21 protein-coding genes are annotated in these 26641 nt (G+C 71.2%); 13 read left to right on the forward strand and 8 right to left on the reverse strand.

Going from position 1 to position 26641, the window contains the following annotated elements; genetic code table 11:
- Positions 1–48: 48 nt before the first annotated feature.
- Complete coding sequence (locus tag ACE101_RS14625) at positions 49–726, forward strand: response regulator transcription factor (RefSeq protein ID WP_379130644.1); 678 nt, start codon at positions 49–51, stop codon at positions 724–726.
- A complete protein-coding gene (locus ACE101_RS14630) occupies positions 723–2195 on the forward strand; it encodes a sensor histidine kinase (protein ID WP_379130647.1) in 1473 nt (490 codons plus the stop codon). Before ACE101_RS14625 ends, ACE101_RS14630 begins: the two co-directional genes overlap by 4 nt.
- A gap of 71 nt (positions 2196–2266) precedes the next feature.
- Here the strand turns inward: ACE101_RS14630 and ACE101_RS14635 are convergent, their stop codons facing one another.
- Complete coding sequence (locus ACE101_RS14635) at positions 2267–3496, reverse strand: MFS transporter (protein WP_379130648.1); 1230 nt, start codon at positions 3494–3496, stop codon at positions 2267–2269.
- A 216-nt stretch (positions 3497–3712) separates the two neighbouring features.
- Here ACE101_RS14635 and ccmI point away from each other — a divergent pair, with 216 nt between their 5' ends.
- The 4 genes from ccmI to ACE101_RS14655 all read left to right on the forward strand — a co-directional run bounded on the left by ccmI (position 3713) and on the right by ACE101_RS14655 (position 8288).
- Positions 3713–4831 (forward strand): c-type cytochrome biogenesis protein CcmI, encoded by a 1119-nt coding sequence (gene ccmI / locus ACE101_RS14640; RefSeq protein ID WP_379130650.1) that lies wholly within the window; start codon positions 3713–3715, stop codon positions 4829–4831.
- Between the two features lie 290 nt (positions 4832–5121).
- The gene (gene ccmE, locus ACE101_RS14645; protein WP_379130652.1) at positions 5122–5631 is read left to right on the forward strand and encodes a cytochrome c maturation protein CcmE; all 510 of its coding nucleotides are present in this window, start codon (positions 5122–5124) and stop codon (positions 5629–5631) included.
- Between the two features lie 199 nt (positions 5632–5830).
- Positions 5831–7825 carry a heme lyase CcmF/NrfE family subunit gene (locus ACE101_RS14650; RefSeq protein WP_379130654.1) on the forward strand — a complete coding sequence of 665 codons (1995 nt, stop codon included), beginning with the start codon at positions 5831–5833 and terminating at the stop codon, positions 7823–7825.
- Positions 7826–7829: 4 nt separating this feature from the next.
- Positions 7830–8288, forward strand: a complete 459-nt coding sequence (locus ACE101_RS14655; protein WP_379130656.1) for a cytochrome c-type biogenesis protein — start codon at positions 7830–7832, stop codon at positions 8286–8288.
- On the opposite strand, the gene ACE101_RS14660 is transcribed toward ACE101_RS14655, so the two are convergent.
- Positions 8275–9423 (reverse strand): GGDEF domain-containing protein, encoded by a 1149-nt coding sequence (locus tag ACE101_RS14660; RefSeq protein WP_379130659.1) that lies wholly within the window; start codon positions 9421–9423, stop codon positions 8275–8277. The two genes, ACE101_RS14655 and ACE101_RS14660, sit on opposite strands and share 14 nt — an antisense overlap.
- A 482-nt stretch (positions 9424–9905) precedes the next feature.
- Between ACE101_RS14660 and ACE101_RS14665 the strand changes: the two genes are divergently transcribed.
- From ACE101_RS14665 to lanM, 3 genes are all read left to right on the forward strand, one after another.
- Positions 9906–10472: a PilZ domain-containing protein gene (locus ACE101_RS14665; RefSeq protein WP_379130662.1), complete on the forward strand. Its 567-nt coding sequence runs from the start codon at positions 9906–9908 to the stop codon at positions 10470–10472.
- Between the two features lie 103 nt (positions 10473–10575).
- Positions 10576–11898 carry a hemolysin family protein gene (locus tag ACE101_RS14670; RefSeq protein WP_379130665.1) on the forward strand — a complete coding sequence of 441 codons (1323 nt, stop codon included), beginning with the start codon at positions 10576–10578 and terminating at the stop codon, positions 11896–11898.
- A 122-nt stretch (positions 11899–12020) separates the two neighbouring features.
- Positions 12021–12440, forward strand: coding sequence for a lanmodulin LanM (gene lanM / locus ACE101_RS14675; RefSeq protein ID WP_379130667.1), 420 nt, complete (start codon positions 12021–12023; stop codon positions 12438–12440).
- Between the two features lie 80 nt (positions 12441–12520).
- Here lanM and ACE101_RS14680 read toward each other — a convergent pair whose 3' ends face one another.
- On the reverse strand, positions 12521–12754 hold the full coding sequence (locus tag ACE101_RS14680; protein WP_379130670.1) for a hypothetical protein: 234 nt from the start codon (positions 12752–12754) through the stop codon (positions 12521–12523).
- 295 nt (positions 12755–13049) lie between these two features.
- Here ACE101_RS14680 and ACE101_RS14685 point away from each other — a divergent pair, with 295 nt between their 5' ends.
- The 3 genes from ACE101_RS14685 (at position 13050) to ACE101_RS14695 (ending at position 15275) form a co-directional block, all read left to right on the forward strand.
- On the forward strand, positions 13050–14081 hold the full coding sequence (locus ACE101_RS14685) for an adenylate/guanylate cyclase domain-containing protein (RefSeq protein ID WP_379138692.1): 1032 nt from the start codon (positions 13050–13052) through the stop codon (positions 14079–14081).
- 155 nt (positions 14082–14236) lie between these two features.
- On the forward strand, positions 14237–14377 hold the full coding sequence (locus ACE101_RS14690; protein WP_379130673.1) for a hypothetical protein: 141 nt from the start codon (positions 14237–14239) through the stop codon (positions 14375–14377).
- 472 nt (positions 14378–14849) lie between these two features.
- The gene (locus ACE101_RS14695; protein WP_379130675.1) at positions 14850–15275 is read left to right on the forward strand and encodes a Ros/MucR family transcriptional regulator; all 426 of its coding nucleotides are present in this window, start codon (positions 14850–14852) and stop codon (positions 15273–15275) included.
- A 57-nt stretch (positions 15276–15332) separates the two neighbouring features.
- Here the strand turns inward: ACE101_RS14695 and ACE101_RS14700 are convergent, their stop codons facing one another.
- On the reverse strand, positions 15333–16115 hold the full coding sequence (locus ACE101_RS14700; RefSeq protein ID WP_379130677.1) for a DUF1194 domain-containing protein: 783 nt from the start codon (positions 16113–16115) through the stop codon (positions 15333–15335).
- Between the two features lie 226 nt (positions 16116–16341).
- On the opposite strand from ACE101_RS14700, the gene ACE101_RS14705 reads away from it, so the two are divergent.
- Positions 16342–17088, forward strand: coding sequence for a restriction endonuclease (locus ACE101_RS14705; protein ID WP_379130679.1), 747 nt, complete (start codon positions 16342–16344; stop codon positions 17086–17088).
- A 33-nt stretch (positions 17089–17121) separates the two neighbouring features.
- On the opposite strand, the gene ACE101_RS14710 is transcribed toward ACE101_RS14705, so the two are convergent.
- From ACE101_RS14710 to ACE101_RS14725, 4 genes are all read right to left on the reverse strand, one after another.
- Entirely contained in the window at positions 17122–18612 is a 1491-nt protein-coding gene (locus ACE101_RS14710) for an efflux transporter outer membrane subunit (protein ID WP_379130681.1), read from the reverse strand.
- A complete protein-coding gene (locus tag ACE101_RS14715; protein WP_379130684.1) occupies positions 18609–21890 on the reverse strand; it encodes an efflux RND transporter permease subunit in 3282 nt (1093 codons plus the stop codon). The genes ACE101_RS14710 and ACE101_RS14715 overlap by 4 nt, the downstream gene beginning before the upstream one ends.
- A gap of 127 nt (positions 21891–22017) precedes the next feature.
- On the reverse strand, positions 22018–25137 hold the full coding sequence (locus ACE101_RS14720) for an MdtB/MuxB family multidrug efflux RND transporter permease subunit (protein ID WP_379130687.1): 3120 nt from the start codon (positions 25135–25137) through the stop codon (positions 22018–22020).
- Between the two features lie 70 nt (positions 25138–25207).
- Complete coding sequence (locus tag ACE101_RS14725) at positions 25208–26560, reverse strand: MdtA/MuxA family multidrug efflux RND transporter periplasmic adaptor subunit (RefSeq protein WP_379130689.1); 1353 nt, start codon at positions 26558–26560, stop codon at positions 25208–25210.
- Between the last annotated feature and the right edge of the window lie 81 nt (positions 26561–26641).

The raw sequence follows: 26641 nt of genomic DNA on the forward strand, positions 1-26641 counted from the left end.
CGACGGACGGGGTCCGTGCCGGGACATGCCCGAGAGAAGAGGCTCGTCGTGCGTCTGCTCGTCATCGAGGATGACCGGGATCTCAACCGTCAGGTCGTCACCGCCCTCGAACAGGCCGGCTACGCCGTCGACAAGGCGTTCGACGGCGAGGAAGGCGCCTATCTGGGCGAGACCGAGCCCTACGACTGCATCATCCTCGACATGGGCCTGCCGAAGCAGGACGGGGTGACGGTGCTGTCCGGCTGGCGCCGGGCGCAGGTGAAGACGCCGGTCATCATCCTCACCGCGCGCGACCGCTGGAGCGACAAGGTCAACGGCTTCGATGCGGGAGCCGACGACTACGTCACCAAGCCCTTCCACATGGAGGAGCTGCTCGCCCGGGTGCGGGCCATCCTGCGCCGCGCCGCGGGCCACGCGTCGAGCCAGATCAGCGCCGGGCCGGTGACCCTCGACACGCGCTCGGGCCGCGTCTTCGTGGATGGCAGCCCGGTCAAGCTCACCTCGCACGAGTACCGGCTGCTCTCCTACCTGATGCACCATACCGGCCGCGTGGTCTCCCGGGCGGAACTCACCGAGCACCTCTACGACCAGGATTTCGACCGCGACTCGAACACCATCGAGGTCTTCGTCGGCCGCCTGCGCAAGAAGCTCGCCGTGGACCTGATCCAGACCGTGCGCGGCCTCGGCTACCTGATCGATCCCGGCGCCGGCTCCGGCGCGCCATGACGGCGCCCGCCCGCGGCGTCGCGGGGAGCGTCGGCCCGGAGACCGCGGTCGCGGCGCCGAGCCGCCCGAATCTCTGGCGCTCCTGGCGCCGCCGCCGGATCTCGGTCCGCCTCGCCGTCTCGGCCCTGCTGTCGAGCGCGCTGATCCTGCTGATCGCGGGGCTGATCCTCTCGGCCCTCTACCGGGAGACCACCGAGCGCGCCTTCGACAGCCGCCTCATCGTCTACGCCAACGACCTCGCGACGAACCTCGTCTCGCCGGGGGATGCGGAGGGCAAGGCCTTCGGGGCGCTCGGCGATCCGCGCTTCGACCTGCCGCTCTCCGGCTGGTACTGGCAGGTGGGGCGCCCCAACGCCAAGCCGCGCGACCTGCGCACCTCCCGCTCCCTCGTCGGCGTGCCGCTGCCGCCCCCCGACAACGCGGTGGGCGAGGCCGGGGCCGGGCAGCTTCGCAAGGGCTACGGCCGCGCCCAGGACGAGCGCCCCCTGCGCATCATCGAACGCACCGTCGATCTCGGCGAGGAGGGGCGCTACCTCGTCCGCGTGGCCGGCCCCTCGGACGAGATCGAATCCGACATGCGCCGCTTCACCGTGGCGCTCACCACCACCTTCTCGATGCTCGGCCTGTCGCTCGGGCTGACGACGCTGCTCCAGATCCGCTTCGGCCTCGCGCCGCTCAACAAGCTCCGGGCGGCCCTCGGGACCATCCGCCGGGGCGAGGCTGACCGGATCTCGGGCGACTACCCGCACGACATCGCGCCGCTCGCGGGCGAGGTGAACCTCCTGATCGAGACCAACCGCGAGATCCTGGAGCGCGCCCGCACCCAGGTCGGCAACCTCGCCCACGCGCTCAAGACGCCCCTCAGCGTCATCGTCAACGAGGTCGACGCCGTCGACGCGTCGAGCGAGCTGGCCGTGAAGATCCGCGAGCAGGTCGCGATCATGCGCGATCAGGTGAACTACCACCTCGACCGCGCCCGCGCGGCGGCGCTCGCCGGCACGCTCGGCACCTTCACGGACGTGGAGCCGGTGGTCGCGGCGCTGATCCGCACCTTCGGCAAGATCTACCGGGACAAGACCATCGCCTACGAGACCGCGATCACGCCGGGCCTGCGCTTCCGCGGCGAGCGGCAGGATTTCGAGGAGATGATCGGCAACCTCGTCGACAACGCCTCGAAATGGGCGGCCGGACGGGTGGCGGTGCGGGCCGAGGTGATCGGCAAGGGCGAATATCCCCACCTGATCATCGCCGTGGAGGATGACGGCCCGGGCCTTCCGCCGGAGGCGCGCGTGGCGGTGCTCAAGCGGGGCCAGCGCCTCGACGAGACCAAGCCCGGCTCCGGCCTCGGGCTCTCGATCGTCGCCGATCTCGCGACGCTCTACCGGGGGCGCCTGCGCCTGGAGGCGGCGAGCCTGGGGGGCCTGCGGGCGGTGGTGGAGATCCCCGGCGACGCCAGCCCGCGGGCGTGAGGCCGGGACCCACGACGGCCTCGTGCTGAGGGTCTGGAGGCGTCCAGGCGCCGGCCCGGTCCCGACTCGCCCTACTCCGCCGCCGCGCCGACCAGCGGCCGCCCGCCGCGGTCGAGCGCGCAGGACAGAGCCCAGATCGCGAGCCCGCCGAGCGCCAGCGCCGTGCCGACCCAGCCGGTCGCCGGAAGGCCGTAGCCGTGCGCGAGGGCGAGGCCGGACAGCCAGGGCCCGAGCGCGTTGGCGACGTTGAAGGCCGAGTGGTTCAGCGCGGCGGCCAGGGTCTGCGCATCCTCCGCGACGTCCATCAGGCGGGTCTGCAGGATGGTGGAGAGCCCGCCGCCGCAGCCGATCAGGAACACCACCAGGGCGAGCGTCCACAGGTTGCCCGTGGCGGCCGGGTAGAGCGCCAGCGCCGCCGCGCTCGCGGCGAGCGTCAGGCCCGCGGCCGGCATCTGCGCCCGGTCCGCCGCCCAGGCGCAGACGAGGTTGCCGATGGTGAGGCCGAGGCCGAACAGGCCGAGCACGAACGGGACCGTGCCGGGCCCGACGCCCGTCACCGTCAGCAGCGTCGAGGCGAGATAGGTGTAGACCGCGAACAGCCCGCCGAAGCCGATGGCGCCGGTCGCCAGGGTCAGCCAGACTTGGCCCCGCCGCAGGGCGCCGAGTTCCCGCAGCGCGCTCGCGCCGGACGCGGGCCGGCCGAGGGGCGCGAACCAGCGCACCAGCACGGCGGTGAGGAGGGCGAGCCCGGCGACGAGGCCGAAGCTCCAGCGCCAGCCCGCCACCTGTCCGATCACGTTGGCGAGAGGCACGCCGATGATCGTCGCGACCGTGAGGCCGGTGAGCACCCGCGCCACCGCCTGCGCGCGCCGCTCGACCGGCACCAGCGAGGCCGCGACCAGGGCCGCGACGCCGAAATAGGCCCCGTGCGGCAGCCCGGCGAGGAAGCGGAAGACCAGCATCGCCGGGTAATCCGGCGCCAGCGCCGAGAGGCCGTTGCCGAGGGCGAAGAGGACCATCAGGCCGACGAGGAGCCTGCGCCGGGCGATGCGGGCGGCCAGGACCGCGATGATCGGCGCGCCGATCACCACGCCGAGGGCGTAGGCGCTGATCACGTGGCTCGCGGTCGCCGCGTCGATGCCGAGATCCGGCGCGAAGGCGGGCAGCAGGCTCATCGCCGCGAACTCGGTCGTGCCGATCGCGAACCCGCCCATGGCGAGGGCCAGGAGGACGAGGGCCGGATGGCGCGCGGGCGACGCATCCCCGGCGCCGCGGAGAATCGGGGGCGGCCTGTCTGGCATGCGGAAGAAGGGCTCCTGGACGGATCGGGTCGGGCGGCGGCGCGATCGCCCGGCGGCCCGACCGGGCGTCAACGTTGCACCGCACAAGATGTTGCGCAATGCAGCGCCGCCGCGCGGCAGACCAGCCATGCGCGACGCGCGACGCTCTCGCGTGACACCGTGTCGCCGCGCCGCGCAATCGTGTCCGTAGAGCCCGGGCGATAGACGGATCGGATGATGGCGATCTGGTTGCTCTTCGCGCTGATGACCGGGGCGGCGGTGTTCGCGCTGCTCTGGCCGCTCTCGCGCCGCCCCCAGCCGGCGATGCCGGACGGGAGCACGGATTCGGTGCTGGCGACCGAGACGGGGTTCTACGAGGACCAGCTGCGCGACATCGAACGGGATGCGGGCCGGGGCCTGCTCGCCCCCCAGGAGGCGGAAGCCGCCCGGGCCGAGGCCGCCCGGCGGCTCCTGCGGGCGAGCCGCACGCTGGGCGACGCCACCGCCCCGCGCGTGGGCGAACCGGCCCTGCGCCACCGCCGCGCCGCCTCCGCCTTCGCCCTCTCGACGGTGCCGCTGGTCGCGCTGATCGTCTACGGCCTCTACGGCTCGCCGGGCCTGCCGGCCCAGCCCCAGGCGGAGCGCGCCGCCGCGGGCCGGACGGGGCGCGACCTCGCCGCCGGCATCGCCCAGATCGAGACCCATCTCGCCCAGCATCCGGAGGACGGGCGCGGCTGGGAGGTGCTGGCCCCGGTCTATCTCCGCCTCGGGCGCATGGAGGACGCCGTCAAGGCCTACGAGCAGGCGCTGCGGCTCCTCGGCGATACCACCCCGCGGCTCTCCGATTATGGCGAGGCCCTGGTCGCGGCGAGCGACGGCATGGTGCCGGAGAAGGCCCGCAAGGCCTTCGAGAAGGCCCGCGCGGCGGAGCCGGGCGCGGTCAAGCCGTTGTTCTACCTCGCCCGCGCCGCCGAGCAGGACGGCGACCGCGACCTCGCCGTCGCGCGCTACAAGGACCTCGCGGCATCCTCGCCGGCCGATGCGCCCTGGATGTCCATGGTGCGCGAATCGATCGAGCGCCTCGGCGGCACGCTCCCGGCACCCGCGCCCGCCGACCGGCCGGGCCTGACCGACGAGCAGCGCACGGCGATTCGCGGCATGGTGGCGGGCCTCGACCAGCGCCTCGCGGCGGGCGGCGGCACGCCCGAGGAATGGACCCGGCTGGTGCGCTCCTACGGGGTGATGGGCGAGCGCGACAAGGCCGCCGAGGCCCTGGCGCGGGCCCGCGCCGCCCTCGGCGACAAGGCGGCCCCCGTCGAGGCCGCCGCGCGCGAGATCGGCCTTGCCTCCCCCTGATGTGGCAGGGCGCCGCGGGTTTTGCCCGGCCGCCCGCCCGTCTCGAGCATTTTCCGACGAAGCGGATCCCGGTTCGCCGCAGAAAATGCGGTAAAATCAAAGACCTAGAGCGGCGCCTGATTGCACCGTGATCGCGCGCCGCTCTAAGCAGGTTTCCGACAAGACCCTGTGACACATCAAGGGACCCGGCGGGGGATGCGTATAACCGCCGGGAAGCCGCAGCGTGAGAAGCAGCCGGGAGACGCTCCCATGACCCCGACATCCCCCACCGACCGGCTGGAGATCCGCCCGTGACCCGCAAGCAGCGCCGGCTGGTGCTCATCGGCGTGTGCGGGGCGGTGCTCGCGGTGGCGCTCGGCCTCGTCCTGTGGGCGATGCGCGGCACGATCGTGTTCTTCCGCTCGCCGAGCGAGATCGCCCGCGGCGAGGCAGTGGCGCCGGGCGTGCGCTTCCGCCTCGGGGGCCTCGTGCTGGACGGCTCGGTCAAGCGCGGGCCGGACGGGCTCGTGACCTTCACGGTCACGGATACGGGCGCCACCGTGCCGGTGCGCTATCAGGGCCTCCTGCCCGACCTGTTCCGCGAGGGACAGGGCGTCGTCGCCGAGGGAGCGCTCGAGCCCGGCGGCGTCTTCCGCGCCGACACGGTGCTCGCCAAGCACGACGAGACCTACATGCCCCGCGAGGTGGCCGACGCCCTCAAGAAGCAGGGCCGCTGGCAGGAGGGCGCGCGGCACCCGGGCGGCCAGGGCGCCGCGCCGCAGACCGCGAGCGGCGGGAATCCAACGACTCGGCAGCAGTGACCGCTTGTCCGTGCGACGAAACATCGTCGTGGCGGGACGATCCAACCAGACCAAGCTGGCTTGCGTCGGCAAGCCTGCTCGGCGTCCTGATGTGTCGCGGGTTTGTGACGGAAAACCGCACGGCACTTTTCCGAAACCTGCTTAGAACGCGACGGGCGGGCCGGCAGCGGGTCGCGCGGCGACTGGAAGAGGCAAAACCTTGCTGATCGAGGCTGGTCACTACGCGCTCGCGCTCGCGCTCGCCCTCTCGCTCGCCCAGGCGGTGATGCCGCTCTGGGCCGCACGCGCCAACGACCCGATCCTGCGCGGCGTCGCCGCGCCGGCAGCGCTCGCGAGCTTCGCCTGCATCGCCTTCGCGTTCGGCGCCCTCACCTGGGCGCACGTGACCTCGGACTTCTCGGTCCAGAACGTGTTCGAGAACTCCCACGCCCTCAAGCCGCTGATCTACAAGATCTCGGGCGTCTGGGGGAACCACGAGGGCTCGATGCTCCTCTGGGTGCTGATCCTCGCCCTGTTCGGCGCGATCGTGGCCGTCGCCCGGGATTCGGTGCCAGCGGCCCTGCGGGCGAACACGCTCGGCGTGCAGGCCACGATCACCTTCGTGTTCCTGCTGTTCATCCTGACCACGTCGAACCCCTTCGCGCGGCTCAACCCGGCTCCGGCCGAGGGCCGGGACCTCAACCCGATCCTCCAGGATCCGGGTCTCGCGATCCACCCGCCGCTGCTCTATCTCGGCTATGTCGGCTTCTCGATCACCTTCGCCTTCGCCATCGCGGCGCTGATCGAGGGGCGGCTCGATGCCGTGTGGGCGCGGGCCGTGCGGCCCTGGACGCTGCTCGCGTGGTGCTTCCTCACGGTCGGCATCGCGATGGGCTCCTACTGGGCCTATTACGAACTCGGCTGGGGCGGCTGGTGGTTCTGGGATCCGGTCGAGAACGCCTCGCTGATGCCCTGGCTCGCGGGCACCGCCCTCATCCACTCCACCGTGGTGATGGAGAAGCGCGACGCGCTCAAGGTCTGGACCGTGCTCCTCGCCATCCTGACCTTCTCGCTGTCGCTGCTCGGCACCTTCCTGGTGCGCTCCGGCGTGCTGACCTCGGTCCACACCTTCGCGACCGACCCGGCCCGCGGCACCTTCATCCTCGGCATCCTGGTGCTGTTCATCGGGGGCTCGCTCACGCTGTTCGCGTGGCGGGCGCCCGCCCTGCGCCAGGGCGGCCTGTTCGCCCCGATCTCCCGCGAGGGGGCGCTGGTGCTGAACAACCTGTTCCTCTCGGCCGCCTGCGCCACCGTCCTCGTCGGCACCCTCTACCCGCTGGTGCTCGAATCACTCACCGGGGACAAGATCTCGGTGGGCGCTCCCTTCTTCAACCTCACCTTCCTGCCCCTCGCGGTGCCGCTCCTGCTCCTCGTCCCCTTCGGGCAGACCCTCGCCTGGAAGCGCGGCGACCTCGGCGCGGCGGCCCAGCGCCTGCTCCTCGGGATGGGCGCCGGCATCGTGGTGACGCTCGGGCTGATCGCCCTGGAAGGCGGCGGGCCGGTCGCGGCTCCCCTCGGGATCGGGCTCGGCGCCTACCTCGTCGTCGGCGCCGCGATGGAGATCGCGACGCGCGCCAGGGGCCGCTCCCTCGGCCTGTCCCTGCGCCGGGCCGCGGGCCTGCCGCGCTCGGCCTGGGGCACCGCGCTCGCCCATGCGGGTGTCGGCCTCACGGTCATCGGCATCGCCGCGCAGGCCTGGAGCGTCGAGGCGCTCGCGACCGTGCCGCGGGGCGGCACGCTGCGCGCCGGCCCCTATGCGGCGATCCTGGAGGGCGTGGTGCCCCGCACCGGCCCGAACTACACGGAGACGGTGGCCCAGCTCGCCATCCGCGGACCGGACGGCGCCCTCGAAGGCCGGCTGGAGCCGGGCAAGCGCTTCTTCGGCGCCCGCAACATGGCGGTGAGCGAGGCGAGCCTGCTGACCCTCGGGGTGAGCCAGGTCTATGCCAGCGTCGGCGAGGCCCAGCCCGACGGGTCGCTCGGCATCCGGCTCTACTACAAGCCGCTGGTCCTGCTGATCTGGCTCGGCGCGGTGGTGATGGCGCTGGGCGGCGGCCTGTCGCTCACCGACCGGCGCTTCCGGATCGGCGCCCCGGCGCGGAGCCGGTCGCGCGCGGAGGCTCCCTCCCCGACGACGCCGGTCGCGGCGGAGTAGGCCGATGCCTCGCCCCCCCGTCCTCGCCCTCGTCGCGCTCCTCGCCCTCGGCTCCACCGCGCAGGCGGTGCAGCCCGACGAGGTCATGGCGGATCCGAAGCTCGAAGCCCGCGCCCGGGACATCTCGGCAGGCCTGCGCTGCCTCGTCTGCCAGAACCAGTCCATCGACGATTCGGACGCGCCCCTCGCGCGCGACCTGCGCCTGATCGTGCGCGACCGCCTGCGCCAGGGCGACGACGACGGGGCGGTGGTGGATTACGTCGTGCGCCGCTACGGCGAGTTCGTGCTGCTGCGCCCGGTCGTCGCGTGGCACACGGCGCTGCTCTGGCTCACGCCGCCCCTCGTGCTCGCCCTCGGCGGCCTCGGCGTCTGGCTGCGGACCCGCCGTCGCCGGACCGCCGCCCCGGCGCCGCTCTCGGAGGCCGAGGAGGCCGCCCTCGCCGACCTCGTCAAGCGGCACTGAGCCGCGCCGGACCGGCCGGAACCGGCCTGTCCCAGATCACCCTGTCGCGCCCGAGGCGCTTGGCCCGGTAGAGGGCCCGGTCGGCGCGCCCGAGCAGCGCGTCGAGCCCCTCCGCCCCGCTCGCCGCGCCGATGCTCACGGTCAGCCGGAAGCCCGGAACGCCGTCCGGGCGGAGATCCGCCACCGCTTGCCGGATCGTCTCGGCGAGGCGGCCGGCAGGCGCCTCCCCCGGAAGCACGCAGGCGAATTCCTCGCCGCCCAGTCGTCCGAACACCGCCCGCGGCGGCAGCAGCGCCCCCGCGACCGTGCAGAGCGCGACCAGGGCCGCGTCGCCGATCGCGTGCCCGTAGGTGTCGTTGACGCGCTTGAAATGGTCGAGGTCGAGCAGGAGGACCGTCGCCTCGCCCGCGAGGAGCCCGGCGGCCCGCTCCTCGAGGCCCCGGCGATTGGCGACGCCCGTGAGCGGATCCGTGAGCGCGGTGAGGCGGTGCTCCCATTCGAGCCGCTCCTTGGCCAGCGCCATGAACAGGAAGGGATGCGTCACCATGTAGAGGACCGCCGTGAAGCCGATCACGGAGGCCCAGGCGCTGGAGAGCGGATAGCTCTCCGGGACCGGCACCACGAGGCTGGCCGGCACCCGCATCAGGTAGAGCGCCGCGTGACTCGCGAGCAGAATGATCGTGGGTCCCCGGGAGACCAGCGGCACGGCGCGCCCGCGCCGCAGTTCCGCGATGGTGAGGATGCAGTAGGTCGCCGCCTCGACCGAGGCCAGGATCACCCGCGCGGTGATCGATCCGTAGAAGGCGGGGACGAGGCAGGCGGCGAGCCACAGGCCCGGTCCGGCCGCCAGCGCGGCGGGTGGCGTCCGGCGGCCCTCGAAGCTGCGGGCGCCGCTCCAGATCAGGCCGTAGGTGAGAAGCAGGATGGCGTTCGCGGCGCCGATCGACAGCCAGTTGGGAATGACGCCCCGCCCACCCATCAGCGCCGTTCCGACCGCACCGAGCAGGTACGCCGTCCCCCAGACGGCGAGCGTCCGCCCCCCGCTCGGCTGCCGCGATGCCAGCAGGAACAGCATCCCCATGATCAGGGCGACGGACGCCATCACCACCATCAAGGTCGGTGCATCGAGAGGCATCGCCCGCTTCGGTTCCCGCGTGAGCGCCCGACCGAATACGGCGCAAGCGTAAAGAAAGACTGTTCTTCTCCAGCTTTCGCTCGCGCCTTGCGGACAACTATCGATCGATCAGGTGTCTCGAGGCGACCCAGATCTCAAATCAAAACACAATTCTGGATTCCGAGGCAGCTGGAAGCTCTACAAATTGTGCATGAGACGACGAGAATGCGAAAGGTCGCGGCGGGGCCGGCGACAGGGCCGGGAGAGGAGCGCAGAGGAGAACCACCGATCGGCCACCGTCGTCGGGCGATGCATCCGACCGGTTGCGACAACGAATTCGCAACGCGACGGGAGGACAATCGCGCGGCAAGGCCGAGGACTGCAACACATCCGTCCCGCCCGGTCGATCCCGGGCGGCCGGATCGAGCGTGGCGCGGCACGCATGTCCCGGACAGGTCGTGTAGGGAATGATGCAGACGTCGAGAGCGATCCTCCCCCCGAACATGGTTCCGGCCGGTGCCGGCGAGATCCTGCGGATCGCCGGCCGCTATCTCCTGCCGAACGGCGACGAGCATGCCTGCGAGACGCGCAGAATCTCGCTCTTCGAGATCGAGCTGAACGCTGCGGTTCCGGGCCTGCTCGGCGATCCGGTCACCATCTATCTCGACACGATCGGGGCGGTCGCGGGCGTGATCCGCACCGTGACGCCTACCGGCTTCATCGTCACGGTCGAAGTCGGCCCGGAGCGGCGGGCGCGCATCGCGACGCGGCTCGACTGGCTCACGGCCCGGGCGAGCGGCAAGGTCGATCAGCGCAGCGACGCGCGCATCATCCCCCTCCACAAGGCGGTTCAGGTGAAGCTGCCCGACGGCGCATCGCTGCCCGGAAACCTCATCGACCTCTCGATGACCGGCGCCGCCATCGCGCTCGACGCCCAGCCGCCGGTCGGGGCCACGGTCACCGTGGGCAAGCGCTTCGCGACGGTGGTGCGCCACCTCGACGGCGGCTTCGCGGTCGCCTTCAAGCTGCCGTTCCGCCCCGAGACCTTCAACGAGTCGGTGGTGCTCTGAACCGGTTTCGCCGCGGGGCGGATAGCCCAGCAGGGGCAAGACACGCTATGAGATGGCCCGCGGTGGGCTGCCGAGGTTCCACCGTGGCGCGCCACGGGAGGCGGTGATTTTTTCCGACAGTCCTTGGGGAACGGGTTTCGGCCTGTTCGCCGTCGTGTTCCTGGTCTTCGCGAACGGGTTCTTCGTCGCGGCCGAGTTCGCCCTCGTGGCGGTGCGGCGCAGCCGGGTGCAGGAGCTGGTGGCCGAGAAGCGCGTCAACGCTCTCGCCCTGCAGCGCGCGACCGACCAGCTCGACGCCCATCTGGCGGCGACGCAGCTCGGCATCACCATCTCGTCGCTCGCCCTCGGCTGGGTCGGCGAGCCCGCCCTCGCCCACCTGATCGAGCCGCTGCTCGCGTGGCTGCCGCCGCCCCTCGGCACCGCGAGCGCCCACGCCATCGCGGTCGTGGTGTCGTTCCTGGTGATCACGGCCCTGCACATCGTGCTCGGCGAGCTGGCGCCCAAGAGCCTCGCGCTCCAGCGCAGCGAACGCACCGCCCTCGCGGTGGTCCGGCCCCTGCGGCTGTTCCTGATCGTGTTCCGGCCGGCGATCGCCTTTCTGAACGGGCTCGGCAACGGGGTCCTGCGGCTGTTCGGCCTCCAGCCCGGCTCGGGCGAGGATTCGCTGCATTCGCCGGCCGAGCTCACGCTCCTGGTGGCGGCGAGCCAGGAGGCGGGCCTGATCCAGGAGGCCCAGCAGGAGGCGGTCGCGCGCATCTTCGGCATCGGCGAGCGGCGCATCCGGGACATCATGACCCCGCGCCACGAGGTCGACTGGGTCGACATCGAGGAGCCGCGCGAGGCGATCCTCGAGACGGTCCGGGCCTGCCGCCACGAGGCGCTGGTGGCGAGCCGGGGCGAGATCCACGAGATCGTGGGCGTGCTGCGCAAGCAGGACATCCTGAACCAGCTCCTCGACGGCAGCCCGATCGAGATCGCGCCCCTGATCCGCGATCCCATCGTGGTGCACGAGGCGATGCCGATCCTGCGCGTGCTGGAGACCTTCAAGGCCAAGCCCGTGCGCATGGCCATCGTGGTCGACGAGTACGGCAGCCTCGAAGGCATCGTCACCCAGACCGATCTCCTGGAGGCGATCGCGGGCGACATCCCGGATACGGATGACGAGGAGCCGATGGTGGTGGAGCGGCAGGACGGCTCCCTCCTCATCGACGGCATGATGCCGGCGGTCGAGGCCTTCGAGCGCCTCGGCTTCAGCGATCCCCCGGACACCGACGATTACTCGACGCTGGCCGGCTACGTGATCTCCGAACTCGGCCGGATTCCCTCGGCGGGCGACGCCTTCGAGCGGCAGGGCTGGCGCTTCGAGGTCGTGGACATGGACGGGCGGCGGGTCGACAAGGTCCTGGCCGAGCGCGCGCCCGCCTGATCTCCGGGCGGCTTGCGCCGTCCGGCCCCGCCCCTATCTGGATGGCGCGGGCACGGGGCCGGGACGTCGCTGCGGCAGGATTCCGGCTCGACCTGCCCGGGGCATCCTTGAGAGAGATCACGATGAACGCATCCTTCAGATCCGCAGTGCTGGCGACGACGCTGATCGTTGCCGCGCCGCTCGGCTGGAGCGGCGCCGCCGAGGCGAAGCCCAAGGGCGCGGACAGGACCATCACGGCCGTGGACACCGATTCGGACGGCACCATCGACCTCGCCGAGGCGAAGGCGGCGGCCTCCAAGGTGTTCGACGCGGCCGAGAAGGATGCCGACGGCACGGTCGACGCCAAGGAGCTGAAGGGGCGGCTGAGCCGCAAGGAGCTGAAGGCCGCCGATCCGGACAACGACGGCACGCTCACCAAGGACGAATACCTCGCCCTGGTGGAGGCCCGCTTCAAGGCCGCGAATCCGGACAACGATGGCACGCTCGACGCCAAGGAACTCGCGACGCCCGCCGGGCGCGCGCTGTCGCGGCTCCTGAAGTAACCACCCCGGCGGGCGGCCGGGGGGCCGCCCGCTGTTCCTCGGCACCGGCTCACCCGGGTGCGGGCCGGCTCAGGCTCCGCTCAGTCGCAGCGCTCGGTCCGCACCGTCTTGGAATCGCCGAACTCGTTCTCCTTGCGGACGGTCCTGCTCTCACAACCGCCGACCGAGCCGGTGGATTCCACCGACCGGTGCTCGATCACCGTCGAGCGCTCCACGGGCGGCGGATCGCGGCGGATCACGGTGACCTCCTCGGCGAGGGCCGGAGCGGCGGTGGCCGCGGCGAGGGCCGCGAGCGTCACGAGACGGATGCGCATGGAAGCCTCCAGGCTTGAGGGTATCTGACGCCCCGAACGTCGCCGGCCACGCGAGAGTTCCCGGGCGGGCCGGCCTTCCGCCAACTCGCGTCGGCCAAGTCGCATCAGCCAAGTCGCATCGGCCAAGTCGAGCCATGTCGGCCGCGAACAGGCGGCACGCTCCGAAAAGAGCCTGAATCACGGTCCACAGGCAGCGCATGCCCCGTGACAGGGAGACCTCAGGGTGACCCGCGCCGCTCATCTCGATCGTCCGGCTTCGACGGCCGCGCGTGCTCCGGTCCCCGTCCTATCGAGACTGGTTCCCCACCACGTCTGGTTCTGGATCGTCATCGTCGTCCTCAGCGGCGCGGCCGGCGTCCTCTACGACGTCATCTTCAACAACGGCATCCCGGTCGTCGCGGGCATCTACGGCCTCTGCATCGGGGCGAGCGCGCTCACGCTGGAGCGGGGCGTGCTGATGCCGCGGATCCAGGCCCGCTTCCGCCGCCTGCCGACCTTCCTCTATGTCCCGGTGGCGGAACTCGCCTATGTGGGGATGATCGCCCTCGGCCACGCCATGGGCGGCCTCTTGGTGTGGAGCGCCGGCCTCACCGCCGAGCCCTTCGCGAGCGCCGTCGTGCCGTCCCTGCGCGCGCTCGTCTACGCCCTCGCGGTCTCGGCCCTGCTCGTGTTCGTCGTGCGGATGCGCGACCTCATCGGGGCGGAGGTCTTCGTCAACCTGATGGTCGGCCGCTATCACCGGCCGGTCGAGGAGGAGCGGATCTTCCTGTTCGTCGACGTGGTCGGCTCCACCGCCTACGCGGAGGCCCATGGCGACCTGAAGGCGCAGGCCTATCTGGCGGCGGTGTTCGCGGCGATCGCCGATCCGGTGCGCCGCTGCCAGGGCTCCACCGACGATTTCATCGGCGACATGGCGCTGATCACCTGGCCGATGGCCCGCGGGCTTCAGGATGCCCGCTGCGTCACCTGCATCTTCGCGATCCGCGACGCCCTCGCCCGCGAGGCGCCGGCGTGGCGCGAGCGGTTCGGGACGGTGCCGGAGGTGCGGGCCGCCCTCCATGGCGGCTCCGTCGTCACCGCGGAGGTCGGCGTCGACCGGCACAAGATCGCGTATTTCGGCGACGCCGTGAACGTGACCGCGCGCATCGAAACGCTCTGCCGCACCCTGGACGCCCCCGTCCTCATCTCCTCGGACCTGCTCGAACAGCTTCCCCATCTCCCGGCGGGCATTCGGGCGCGTCCCCTCGGGCGCCACGCCCTGCGCGGCCGCGGGCAGGCGCTCTCGGTCGCCGCCCTCGAGCGCGACCCACCGGCCGGCAAGGTCTGAGCGACGACCCGCGCGCGAAAGGATGATCCGCCGAAGGGATCATCGGCACGCCGCCGCGGTGGCCCCATCATCGGCACATGGGACGCGGGCCCTCGCCCTCTTCCCTGAGGAACCGTGACGGTCACGGGCTGTTGATGATGCGTGGAGGACCGAGAGTGCCGCCCATCCGAAAAATCGCGAGCTTCGACGGCCGCTGCTCCGTCTTCGTCGGGGAGGCGGTGATCTTCACCGACCTCACCGAGGCGGAGGCCGACGCGATCATCCGCGCCTATCGGCGCCTCCTCGAAACACGCTGACGGATCGCCCGCGGCCCCGAGGCCGCAGTTATGATCTATGTTAAAATTCGACCGTTCGCCGCGCATGCCGGCCCGGCGGTGAGAGGACCAAGGTCCTGGGGTCTGGCGGCCCTGCCGTCCACTCCGGCTTGACTGCGTATTCTGAACCCTTTGTCGGGTTTAGACGTTGGTATGTCGCAGAAGCCGGTCCGCCAATCATCGCTGAGCCATGACCTTCCGGCGCCGGGGCCCAAGTGACGCGGCAGGCTTCGCCGAGAACGACTTACATACGTAATGGCCCGTAGGCTGTGATGCAGCCACGCATCGCAAACGGGGAATAGTCGAAGACTCTTTCTACGACCCTCTTGCATGAAGCCGCGGGACGCAATAGTCGGGATATCTGGTGGACGCAGACCAGCCATCTCGCATTCGCAAATTGTAGCGGCTATGTCTGGCTCTGAGCGCGCCCACCCCGGTTCAGAGGGTCGACAGGATGAGTGAGAGTGAGGCGTCGACGGACTATATCGAGTTGGCGGCCGATATCGTATCGGCGTTCGTCAGCAAGAACTCCGTGACGATGGCGGAGCTTCCCGGCTTGATCGCCTCGGTCCATGAGACTCTCGGCCGTCTGGGGAAGGAACCCGTCGAGGAGAGGGCCGAGCCGCTGGCTCCCGCAGTGCCAATCAAGAAATCGATAACGCCCGAATACCTGATCTGTCTCGAAGACGGCAAGAAGTTCAAGTCGCTCAAGCGCCATCTTCGCAGCCGCTACGGTCTTTCGCCCGAGGATTATCGGGCGCGGTGGAACCTGCCGCCGGATTATCCGATGGTGGCTCCGAACTATGCGGCCGCCCGGTCCGAACTGGCGAAGACGATGGGCCTGGGACAGCAGCGGCGCCGGAAGGGCGGTGCGGGCTGAACGGCCGGCCGGGCCGCCTGCGGTCGGAGCCAGGTCGCCCGCGACCGGGTTAAGACTTTAGTCCCAATCCGAGGGCGGCCGGTCGCCGACCGAGCAATTGGCGACCGGCGCGGCCTCTGCCCGGTGGATCAGCGGAACGGGCGCGGCATCGGCCACCTCGCGGACGATCTTCGTGCGGATCGCCTCCGCGAACTGCTCGCGCTCGCGCACCGGCACCATGAAGCTGCCGGCTCCCCCGATCACGCAGTCCCGGTAATAGAGGTCGAGATCCTTGATGTCCCACGGGCCGCTCGGCTCGCGGATCATCAGCGGCAGGCCGTTGATGACGATGCCCTTCGCCACGGCGTCGTCGCGCGCCCGGGTCACGGGCCGCCCCTGGTTGTTCGGCCCATCCCCCGACACGTCGATCACGCGGCGCAGGGGCTGGAAATGCGTCTCGGCGAGAAGCCCCACGGAGAAGTCGATCGCGCTCGCGATCGAGGTCCAGGTGGAGCGCCGCGGCGGGCTCTGCGACAGGCGCTCCGCGAAGGCGAGCGCATCCTCCCGCCCGGTGATGATCGTCCAGGGCACTACCACCCGCTGATTGCCGACGCCGGCCCACTCGACATAGGTGACGGCGACGCGCCCGACCTGCCCCTGGGTGATCGCCTGCTGCACGGCGGCGGAGCGGAAAGCCTCCACGTAGCCGCTGCGCTGGACGAGCTGCTCGTCCGCCGTCATCGACAGGGACACGTCGACGGCGAGCACCAGGGCAATATCCACCTCCGCGGGCGCCTCCTCGCCGCGTCCGACCGCGCCGCAGATCACGCAGGCGAGACACGCCACCACCCATCGCCGCATCGGGGGACTCCCTGTGGACCGGCCGGGGAAGGCATCGGGCCGGAAGGAGCGAGCATCGGCCAAAGCCCGAGGCGCGTGCAAGGCCGGCGCACGCCCCGGCGGCGATCGGTCCCGGCGCAAAGAGGCCTGTGGATAGGCGCCGCGCCGGGGCAGCCCTTAGCCCTCCGGTCAGGCGGGAGCGGCCAAGACTGCGCGGAGATCGGGAGCCCGGGAGACCAGGAGTCGCATGGCCGCGCCGCGCAGCATTGCCGACCTCGCCTTCTGGCCCGTGGTGGCCGGCGGCCTCGCGAGCCTGTGGCTGGGACGGCCGGCGCTCGCGGCAAGCGGCGCCCTGCTCCTCGGGATCCTGCTCCACCGGCTCGGCCGGGGGCGCCGGTTCCGCCGCCGGGTGCGCACCCTCGTCGAGCGGCACCGGGACGTCCTGCGGCTGCGCCGCCGGCAGGAGACCTATCTGGACGCCTACGACAACCTGATCCTCGACGGCTGGGAGCGCGAGCGCGCCTACTACATCGCCCGCACCCTGGTGCCGCGCCTGGAGGAGGAGGGCTACGGCGACCTCGTGGCCAAGCGGCCGGCGGAGATCCTGGCCATCGTCGAGGACGTCTCCCTGCCCGACGCGGAGCCGGAGGAGGAGGTCCTGCCGGATGACGGCATCGCCTATGAGCGGTTCTGCGCCGCGCTCCTGGAACGCGCCGGCTGGGACGCTCGCCCGACCCGCGCCTCCGGCGACCAGGGGGCCGACGTGATCGCCGAGCAGGACGGGGTGCGCCTTGTGGTGCAGTGCAAGCGCTACGCGAAACCGGTCGGCAACGCGGCCGTGCAGGAGGTGGTGGCGGCCCGCAGCTACTGGAACGCCGACTGGGCGGCGGTGGTGTCCAATGCCGGCTTCACCCCGGCCGCCCGCAAGCTCGCCGGGGCGACCGACGTGCTGCTGCTCCACCACGATGAACTCGCGACCCTGCGGGTGCGATAGGACGGGCCGGCCTCAAGCAGGCCGTGACCGCCCCTACTCGTCCGTGCGCAGGGACTGGCCCGTGTCGATCGGCAGGGTGCGGAAGGCCTTCAGCTCCTCGCCGCTCGGCAGCGAGCGCACGTCCCAGCCGCCGCCGAGCGCGCGGATGAGGGAGACCGAGTTGGTGAAGCGGTTGAGCAGGATCTGCAGCGCCGAGACCTCGTTGTTGAGTTCCAGCGCCTGGGCGGTCACCACCGTCGTGTAGTTCTGGGTGCCGGCCCGGTACTCGTTGAGGGTGATCTCGACCGCGCGCCGCGACGATGCCACGGCGAGGTCCTGCGCCGCCGCCTGCCGGGCGAGGATGCGCTGGCCCGACAGACCGTTCTCCACCTCCTGGAAGGCCGTGAGCACGGTCTGGCGATAGGTGGCGGTGGTGACGTCGTAGCCGGCCCGCGCGGCCTGGAGCACGGCGCTGCGGGCGCCGCCGTCGAACAAGGCTTGGCTGCCGCCCGCCGCCACCGACCAGAAGGTGTTCGCCGCCGAGAAGAAGTTGCGGGCCGGATCGCCCGCGATGCCGCCATTCGCCGACAGCGTGATGGTCGGGTAGAAGGCCGCCACCGCGACGCCGATCTGCTCGCTCTGCGCCTGAACGGCCCGCTCGGCCTGGGCGATGTCGGGGCGCCGCTCCAAGAGGTCGGAGGGCACGCTCACCGGCACCCCCGGCGGCTTCGCGGCGAGGCGCCCGCGCGGCACCGACACCTCCGAGGGCGGCCGGCCGATCAGCACCGCGATCGCGTGCTCCAGGGTCGCCCGCTGCAGGCCGACGGCGATCGCCTGGGCCTGGGTGGTCTGGAGCTGCGTCTGGGCGGTGATCACGTCCGAGCGCGCGGCGACGCCGACCGAATACTGGTTCTCGGTGATGGCGAGGGAGCGCTGGTAGGCCTGAACCGTCCGGTCGAGGAGCTGCTGCAGCGAATCCTGGTAGCGGAGCTGGAAATAGGCACTCGCCAGCTCCGCCTGGTTCGCGAGGCGCACCGCCGCGAGCTCGGCCGCACTCGCCTGGGCGCTGGCGACGTCGCTCTCGATCTGGCGGCGGATGCGCCCGAACAGGTCGAGTTCCCAGCTCGCCGAGCCCTGGAGCGTGACCGTGGTGCGCTCGACGCCGCCGCTGCTCGCCCGGGTGATGCTCGGCGCGCCGAGCACGGTCGGGAAGAGCTGCGCCCGCGCCTCCTGGACCAGGGCCCGGGCCTGCCGGTAGGCGGCGATGGAGGCGCGCAGGTTCTGGTTGTCGACGTCGACGAGGCGGATGAGCCGGTCGAGGGTCGGGTCGCGGTAGACCCGCCACCAATCGCCGCGCTCGGCCTCGTCCGCGGGCCGGGCCGGGCGCCAGTTGCGGCCCGGCATCGCGGTGGCGGGCGCGCCGCCCTCCTTGAAGGCGAGCGGCGTCTCGACGGAGGGCCTGGAATAATCCGGGCCGACGAGGCAGCCGGCGAGCAGCAGCGACGGCAGCGCGGCCGCGCCGAGACGGACGGACAGGGTCTTCATTCGGCGGCCGGGGCGGGCAGCGGCGCCGCGCCGGAGCCCTTGCGCATCGCGCGCAGCCGGAGGCGGTCGAGCAGGAGGTAGACGACGGGCGTGGTGTAGAGGGTCAGGACCTGGCTCACGATGAGGCCGCCCACGATGGCGATGCCGAGCGGACGGCGCAGTTCGGAGCCCTCGCCGCCGTCGAGGATCAACGGCAGCGCGCCGAGCAGCGCCGCGAGCGTTGTCATCAGGATGGGACGGAAGCGCAAGAGGCAGGCCTGCCAGATCGCCTCCCGCGGATCGATGCCGCGCCGCCTCTGCGCGTCGAGGGCGAAGTCGATCATCATGATCGCGTTCTTCTTCACGATGCCGATGAGCAGGAAGATCGCGATGAGCGCGATCACCCCGAACTCCTCCCCCATCACCATCAGGCCGAGAATCGCCCCGATGCCGGCCGAGGGCAGGGTCGAGAGGATCGTGATCGGGTGGACGAAGCTCTCGTAGAGGATGCCGAGCACGGCGTAGACGGTGAGCAGGGCGGCGAGGATCAGGAGCGGCTGGCGCGACGAGGAGGCCTGGAAGGTCTTGGCCGCCCCGGCGAATTCCCCGTGGATGGTGGCGGGCATGCGCAGGTCGCGCATCTGCGCCTCGATCGCCGCGGTGGCGTCGCCCAGCGTCTTGCCCGGGGCGAGATTGAACGAGACGGTGGTCGCCACGAACAGGCCCTGGTGGCTGACCTGCACGGGGGCGGTCCCGCTCTCGAGGCGCGCGAAGGCGGAGAGCGGCACCATCGTCTCCTTGGTGCTGCTCACTGCGGCCGCCGAGGAGGCGCCCGCCTTGCCGGCGATGGCGTTGGCGGCGGCGTTGCGGGCCGAATCGGTCGCCACCGCGGCGGCGGTGCTGGCCTCGTCGGTGGCGGTCTGCGCGCTCCGCACCGTGCCCGCCACCGCGTTGGTCGAGGCGGAGCCGCGCGCCCGCGCTCCCGAGGTCGAGACGAAGATCTGCTTGAGGATCTCGGGATTGCCGAGGTAGCGGGGCGCGATCTCCATCACCACCCGGTACTGGTTGAGGGCGTTGTAGATCGTCGAGACCTGGCGCTGGCCGAACGCGTCGTAGAGCGTGTTGTCGATGACGTCGGGGGTGAGGCCGTAGCGGTAGGCGGTCGGCCGGTCGACCACGAGGCGGCTCTCGAGCCCGCCCTGCTGCTGGTCGGAGGTCACGTCCGTGAAGGTCGGGTCCTTCTGCAGCGCCTCCACCAGCTTGGGCGCCCAGGCGTAGAGCTCGTCGCTGGTATCGCCCTGCAGGGTGTACTGGTACTGCGAGAAGCTCTGGCGCCCGCCGACCATGAAATCCTGGCGCGGGAACAGGAACAGCCGGGCCCCGGGGATCGCGGCGAGCTTCGGCCGCAGCCGCGCCATCACCTCCGCGATCGGGTCGCGGGTGCCGAGCGGCTTCAGGCCCACGAAGACGTTGGCCGAGTTGGTGCCCCGCCCGCCCGTGAAGCCGACCACGCTCTCCACCGAAGGGTCCGCCCGCACGATGTCGGTGGCGGCCTTCAGCTTCTGGCTCATCGCCTGGAAGGAGATGCGCTGGTCGGCCTGGACGCCGCCGATCATCTGGCCGGTATCCTGCTGGGGGAAGAAGCCCTTCGGCACGATCACGAACAGCCAGACGTTGAGGGCCACGGCCGCGAGCAGCACCGCCATCACGATCGCGCCGTGCCGCAGCGCCCAGGCGAGGCTGCGCGCATAAGCCCGCTGCACTCCGTCGAATCCCGCCTCCAGCAAGCGGGCGAGGATGTTCGGCCGGCGCCCGTGCGGCTCGGGGGTGAGCAGCCGCGCGCACATCATCGGTGTGGTGGTGAGGGACAGGACCAGGGAGATCAGGATCGCCAGGGAGAGGACGACGGCGAATTCCTGGAAGAAGCGCCCGATCAGGCCGCCCATCAGCAGGATCGGCATGAACACGGCGATGAGCGACAGGCTCATCGACAGGACCGTGAAGCCGACCTCCTGGGCCCCGAGCAGGGCCGCTTCGAGCCGCGGCCGGCCCTCCTCGATGTGGCGCTGGATGTTCTCCAGGACCACGATGGCGTCGTCGACCACGAAGCCCGCCGCGATGATCAGCGCCATCAGCGAGATGTTGTCGAGGCTGTAGTCGCACAGATACATGGCCGCGAAGGTGCCGACGAGGGAGATCGGCACCGCCACGGCGGGGATCAGCGTCGCCCGGCCCGAGCGCAGGAACAGGAACACCACCAGGATCACGAGCGCCACCGAGATCATCAGGGTGCGCTCCGCCTCCTTGAGCGAGGCCCGGATGGTGAGGCTGCGGTCGCCCGTGACCACCATGTCGATGTCGCCGGGCAGGGCCGCCTTGATCTGCGGCAGGGCGGCCTTGAGGCGGTCGACCGTCTCGACCACGTTGCCGCCCGGCTGCTTGTAGACGATGAGCAGCACGCCGGGCTGGCCGTTGATCAGGCCGAGGTTGCGCCGGTCCTCCACGCCGTCGATCACCTCGCCCACGTCCCGCAGGCGCACGGCGGCGCCGTTGCGGTAGGCGACCACGATGTCCTGGTAGTCCGCGGCGACGCGGCCCTGGTCGTTGGCGTAGAGCTGGTAGCGGCGCGCCTCGGTCTCGATCGCCCCCTTCGGCGAGTTGGCGTTGGCGCTCGCGATCGCCGCCCGGATGCCTTCGAGGCCGATGCCGTAATGGAACAGGGCGGCGGGTTCGAGTTCGACCCGCACCGCCGGCAGGGAGGAGCCGCTCGCCTCCACGTTGCCGATGCCTTCGAGCTGCGACAGCTTCTGCTGCACCACGGTGGCGGCGCTGTCGTAGAGGGTCGAGGGGTTCAGCGTCTTCGAGGTGAGGCCGATGATCAGGATCGGCGCGTCGGCCGGGTTGAACTTGCGGTAGGTCGGGTTCGAGCGCAGGGCCGTGGGCAGGTCGGCGCGGGCGGCGTTGATGGCGGCCTGGACGTCGCGGGCGGCGCCGTTGATGTCGCGCTCCAGGGCGAATTGCAGCACGATCCGGGTCTGGCCGGTCGAGCTGGTCGAGGTCATCTGGTCGACATCGGCGATCTGGCCGAGGCGCCGCTCGAGGGGCGCGGCGACGGTGGCCGCCATGGTCTCGGGGCTGGCGCCCGCCATCTGCGCCTGGACGAGGATCGTCGGGAAATCCACCTGCGGCAGCGGCGCCACCGGCAGTCGCACGAAGGCGAACAGGCCCGCGAGCAGCACGCCGAGGGTGAGCAGCGTCGTCGCGACCGGGCGCAGGATGAAGGGGGCGGAGAGGTTCATCGCGCCGGCCCCGCCGCGATGCCGCTCGCGCGTCCGGAGCCGAATCGGCTTTGGAAGCCGCACGCCTCCTCGTGCTTCGAGGCTGCCTCGCACCACCTCGGCATGACGAGCGGCGACGCATCCGGTCTCACGGCAACGCCTCGCCCGGCGCGAGCCCGCCACGCCGCCGGCCGCTCAGGCGCCGCCCGAGCCGGTCGAAGGCGAGGTAGATCACCGGCGTCGTGTAGAGGGTGAGCACTTGGCTCACGATCAATCCGCCCGCGATCGAGATGCCGAGCGGCTGGCGCAGCTCCGAGCCGGTCCCCGTGCCGAGGATCATCGGCACCGCCGCGAACAGGGCCGCGAAGGTCGTCATCATGATCGGCCGGAAGCGCAGCAGGCAGGCCTCGTAGATCGCGTCCCGGGGCGCGCGGCCCTCCTCGCGCTCCGCCTGGAGCGCGAAGTCGATCATCATGATGGCGTTCTTCTTCACGATGCCGATCAGGAGCACGATGCCGATGATGCCGATGATGTCGAGGTCGAGCCCGAACAGCATCAGACCGGCGAGCGCCCCGATGCCGGCCGAGGGCAGGGTCGAGAGGATCGTGATCGGGTGGACGAAGCTCTCGTAGAGCACGCCGAGCACGATGTAGACCGTCACGATCGCGGCCAGCACCAGGAACAGGGTGTTGTTGAGCGAGGCCTGGAAGGCGAGCGCCGAGCCCTGGAAGATCAGCTGGAAGCTGTCGGGAAGGCCGAGTTCGTCCTTCGCCGCCTGGATCGCCGCCACCGCCGGCCCGAGCGAGGCGCCGGGCGCGAGGTTGAAGGAGATCGTGGTCGCCGGGAACTGGCCGAGATGGCTGATGAGGAGCGGTGCGCGCTTCTCCGTCACCGTGGCGATGGCCGAGAGCGGCACCTGCCCGTTGGTGGCCGTCGAGGACGGCAGGTAGATCTGGTTGAGGGATTGCAGGCTGCGATGAAGGTCCGGATCGGCCTCCAGGATCACCCGGTACTGGTTCGACTGCGTGAAGATGGTCGAGATGATGCGCTGGCCGAAGGCGTCGTAGAGGGCGTTGTCGACGGAGGCCGGCGTGATGCCGTAGCGGCCCGCCGTGGAGCGGTCGATGGTGATGTAGGCCGAGAGCCCGTTGGCCTGCCGGTCGCTCGCCACGTCGGCGAGGTCCGGGATCCGGCGCAGACGGTCGACGAAGCGCGGCACCCAGGCGTCGAAGGCGTTGAGGTCCGGGTTCTCGAGGATGAACTGGTACTGGGTCGGGCTCACCGCCGTGTCGATGGTGAGATCCTGCACCGGCTGCATGAACAGGGTGACGCCCGGCACCGCCGCCGTACGGGCATTGATGCGCCGGATGATCGCGCTCGCGGTCTCGCTGCGCTCCTCGCGCGGGCGCAGGTTGATGAGGAAGCGCCCGGAATTGAGCGTGACGTTCTGCCCGTCGACCCCGATGAAGGAGGACAGGCTGACCACGTCCGGATCCTTCAGGATCTCCTGGGCGAGGCGCTGCTGGCGCTCGGCCATCGCCGCGTAGGAGACGGTCTGATCCGCCTGGCTGATGCCCTGGATCACGCCCGTATCCTGGACCGGGAAGAAGCCCTTCGGGATGATCACGTAGAGGTAGACGGTGAGCGCGAGCGTGCCGAGGGCCACGACGAGGGTCAGGCCCTGGTGGTTGAGGACGCCGCGCAGGGTGCGGCCGTAGAGCCCGATCCCGCCCTCCATCACCCACCGCCCCGCCCGGGCGAGGGCGCCGCGCGAGCGCGCCCGCGGCGGCTCGTGGCGCAGGAGGCGCGCGCAGAGCATCGGCACCAGGGTGAGCGAGACGATCCCCGAGATCACGATCGTCGCGGCGAGCGTGATGGCGAATTCGTGGAAGAGCCGGCCCACCACCTCGCCCATGAACAGGAGCGGGATCAGCACCGCGAGCAGCGAGACCGTGAGCGAGATGATGGTGAAGCCGATCTCCTCCGAGCCCTTCAGCGCGGCTTCGAGGGGTGAAGCCCCCTCCTCCACGTGCCGGGCGATGTTCTCGATCACCACGATGGCGTCATCGACCACGAAGCCCGTCGCGATGGTCAGCGCCATCAGCGAGAGGTTGTCGAGGGAGAAGTCCCACAGGTCCATGACGGCGAGCGCGCCGACGAGCGACAGCGGCACCGACAGGCTCGGGATCAGCGTCGCGGGGAGCGAGCGCAGGAACAGGAAGATCACCAGCACCACGAGGGCGATGGCGAGCAGGAGCTCCATCTGCACGTCGTGCACGGAGGCCCGGATCGTGACGGTGCGGTCGGTGAGCGGCGTCACCTGGATCGCCGCCGGCAGCGTCGCCTGGAGTTGCGGCAGCAGAGCCTTGATGCGGTCCACCACCGCGATGACGTTGGCGCCGGGCTGGCGCTGGATGTTGAGGATCACCGCGGGCGTGGTGTCCATCCAGGCGCCGAGCTTGGTGTTCTCCGGCGCCTCCACCACCTCGGCCACCGCCGAGAGCTTCACCGGCGCGCCGTTGCGGTAGGCGATGATCGCGTCCCGATAATCGGCGGGGTCGCGGATCTGGTCGTTGGCGTTGATGGCGAAGGACTGGGTCGGCCCGTCGATGGTGCCCTTCGGCGTGTTGACGTTGAGGTTGGCGATGGTGGTGCGCAGGTCGTCGATGTTGAGGCCGTAGGCCGCGAGCGCCCGCGAGTTGAAGCGCACCCGCACCGCCGGCCGCTGGCCGCCCGCCATGGTGACGAGCCCGACGCCCGCCACTTGGCTGATCTTCTGGGCGAGCCGCGTCTCGGCGAGGTCGCGCACCTGGGTGAGCGCCAGGGTCTTGGAGGTGAGCGCCAGGGTGAGGATCGGCGCGTCGGCCGGGTTGACCTTGGCGTAGACCGGGGGCGCCGGCAGGTCGCTCGGCAGGAGGTTGCCGGCCGCATTGATCGCCGCCTGCACCTCCTGCGTGGCGATGTCGAGGGAGAGGTCGAGGTTGAATTGCAGGGTGATGACCGAGGCGCCCGCGGAGGATTGCGAGGTCATCTGGTTGAGGTTGGCGAGCTGGCCGAACTGCCGTTCCAGCGGTGCGGTGACGGCCGAGGTCATCACCTCCGGGCTCGCGCCCGGATAGAAGGTCTGGACCTGGATCGTCGGGTAATCGACGGCGGGCAGCGCCGAGAGCGGCAGGTTGAGGTACGACAGGATGCCGGTGAGCAGGATCGCCAGCATCAGGAGCGTGGTGGCGACCGGGCGCAGGATGAAGAGGCGGGAGGGGTTCATCGGCCCGCTCCCCCGATTCCGGCCGTCGCTCCGGCGTCCGACCGTGCGCCCGCGGCGACCACGACCCGCCTCACTGCGCTTGGCGCCGCCGCCGGTGCGGGCGCTCGCCCTCGGCGGCCGCGGGTTCGGCCTCGCGCCGCGGCTGCGCCCCGGCGGGCGCGGCCGGGGCCTCGGCCTCGCTCGCCTTGGCCTCGGACGGGCCGCGGCCGGTCACGCGCACCTCGGCCCCGTCGCGCAGGCGGTCGGTGCCGTCCACCACCACCTGATCGCCGGGTTTCAGCCCCGCGGTCACGACCGTCCGGGTGCCGTCGGTCTCGCCGATCGTGATCGGCCGCACCGTGACCTTGCCGCCCTCGCCGAGGAGATAGACGAAGGTCCCGGGCGTGCCCCGCAGCACCGCCGCGGCCGGCACGATGGGCGCGTTCGCCACCGTGTCGACGAGGAGCTTGGCGTTCACGAACTGGTTCGGGAACAGCCGGTCGTCCTGGTTGGGAAACAGCGCCCGCAGCTTCACGGTGCCGGTGGTCACGTCGATCTGGTTGTCGACCGTGTCGAGCATCCCGCTCGCGATCTCGGTGGTGTCGGCCCGGTCGAAGATCCGCACCGGCAGCCTGGCGCCCGTGCGCAGGCGGTCCATCACCCGCGCCAGCACGTCCTCCGGCAGGGTGAACACCACCGAGATCGGCTGCAGCTGCGTCACCACCACGATGCTGGTCGAGGCCGCCGTCACGTAGTTGCCCTGGTCGATCTGGCGCAGGCCGACCCGGCCATCCACCGGCGAGGTGATGCGCCCGTACTGGATGTTGAGCTTCTGCTGGTCGATCTGCGCCTGATCCGAGGCGACGACGCCCTCGTACTGCTTCACCGTCGCGGCCTGGGTGTCGACGTTCTGCTTCGAGATCGAGTCCTGCCGGTTGAGGGTCTGGTAGCGCACGAGGTCGAGGCGGGCATTCTGCAGGAGCGCCTGGTCGCGCTGGAGCTGGCCCTGGTACTGGGCGAGCAGCGCCTCGTAGGGCCGCACGTCGATCTGGGCCAGGAAGTCGCCCTGCTTGACGTGCTGCCCCTCGCGGAAGCCGATCTGGGTCAGGTAGCCGCTGACCTGCGAGCGCACGGTCACGGTGGCGAGCGGCGTCACGGTGCCGAGGCCGGAGAGCACCACCGGCATGTCGCCCGTGGTCACGGTGGCGATGCCGACCGCCTGCGGCCCCTCCCCGGCCGCGCGGCGGGCGCCGCGCCGGCTGGTCTCGGGCTTCGCCGCCTGCTTGGTCTGGAACTGGAATCCGTTCGGCAGATACGTGCGGTAGGCCCAGGCCCCGGCCCCTCCCAGCGCGAGCAGCAGGAGCAGCCAGAACGGCCACCGCCTGCGGCGGCGCGGCGCCGTCTCGACGGCGTCGTCGGTGCGGATGGGGGACAATTCGTTCATCGCGTCGACCCGTGACTCTCGCACTCAGGCGGCACCCCCGCCATCCGCACCCCATGGTCTGCGCCGTGCCCTGCGGTATAG

The sequence above is a fragment of the Methylobacterium carpenticola genome (genome assembly GCF_042748905.1).
Taxonomy (GTDB): domain Bacteria; phylum Pseudomonadota; class Alphaproteobacteria; order Rhizobiales; family Beijerinckiaceae; genus Methylobacterium; species Methylobacterium carpenticola.

Bases quoted from the DNA above. Each gene is read 5' to 3' on its own strand.
- ACE101_RS14630 (WP_379130647.1), top strand. From the start codon at position 723: ATGACGGCGCCCGCCCGCGGCGTCGCGGGGAGCGTCGGCCCGGAGACC.
- ACE101_RS14635 (WP_379130648.1), bottom strand. From the start codon at position 3,496: ATGCCAGACAGGCCGCCCCCGATTCTCCGCGGCGCCGGGGATGCGTCG.
- ccmI (WP_379130650.1), top strand. From the start codon at position 3,713: ATGGCGATCTGGTTGCTCTTCGCGCTGATGACCGGGGCGGCGGTGTTC.
- ACE101_RS14655 (WP_379130656.1), top strand. From the start codon at position 7,830: ATGCCTCGCCCCCCCGTCCTCGCCCTCGTCGCGCTCCTCGCCCTCGGC.
- ACE101_RS14660 (WP_379130659.1), bottom strand. From the start codon at position 9,423: ATGCCTCTCGATGCACCGACCTTGATGGTGGTGATGGCGTCCGTCGCC.
- ACE101_RS14665 (WP_379130662.1), top strand. From the start codon at position 9,906: ATGGTTCCGGCCGGTGCCGGCGAGATCCTGCGGATCGCCGGCCGCTAT.
- lanM (WP_379130667.1), top strand. From the start codon at position 12,021: ATGAACGCATCCTTCAGATCCGCAGTGCTGGCGACGACGCTGATCGTT.
- ACE101_RS14680 (WP_379130670.1), bottom strand. From the start codon at position 12,754: ATGCGCATCCGTCTCGTGACGCTCGCGGCCCTCGCCGCGGCCACCGCC.
- ACE101_RS14695 (WP_379130675.1), top strand. From the start codon at position 14,850: ATGAGTGAGAGTGAGGCGTCGACGGACTATATCGAGTTGGCGGCCGAT.
- ACE101_RS14700 (WP_379130677.1), bottom strand. From the start codon at position 16,115: ATGCGGCGATGGGTGGTGGCGTGTCTCGCCTGCGTGATCTGCGGCGCG.
- ACE101_RS14705 (WP_379130679.1), top strand. From the start codon at position 16,342: ATGGCCGCGCCGCGCAGCATTGCCGACCTCGCCTTCTGGCCCGTGGTG.
- ACE101_RS14710 (WP_379130681.1), bottom strand. From the start codon at position 18,612: ATGAAGACCCTGTCCGTCCGTCTCGGCGCGGCCGCGCTGCCGTCGCTG.
- ACE101_RS14715 (WP_379130684.1), bottom strand. From the start codon at position 21,890: ATGAACCTCTCCGCCCCCTTCATCCTGCGCCCGGTCGCGACGACGCTG.
- ACE101_RS14720 (WP_379130687.1), bottom strand. From the start codon at position 25,137: ATGAACCCCTCCCGCCTCTTCATCCTGCGCCCGGTCGCCACCACGCTC.
- ACE101_RS14725 (WP_379130689.1), bottom strand. From the start codon at position 26,560: ATGAACGAATTGTCCCCCATCCGCACCGACGACGCCGTCGAGACGGCG.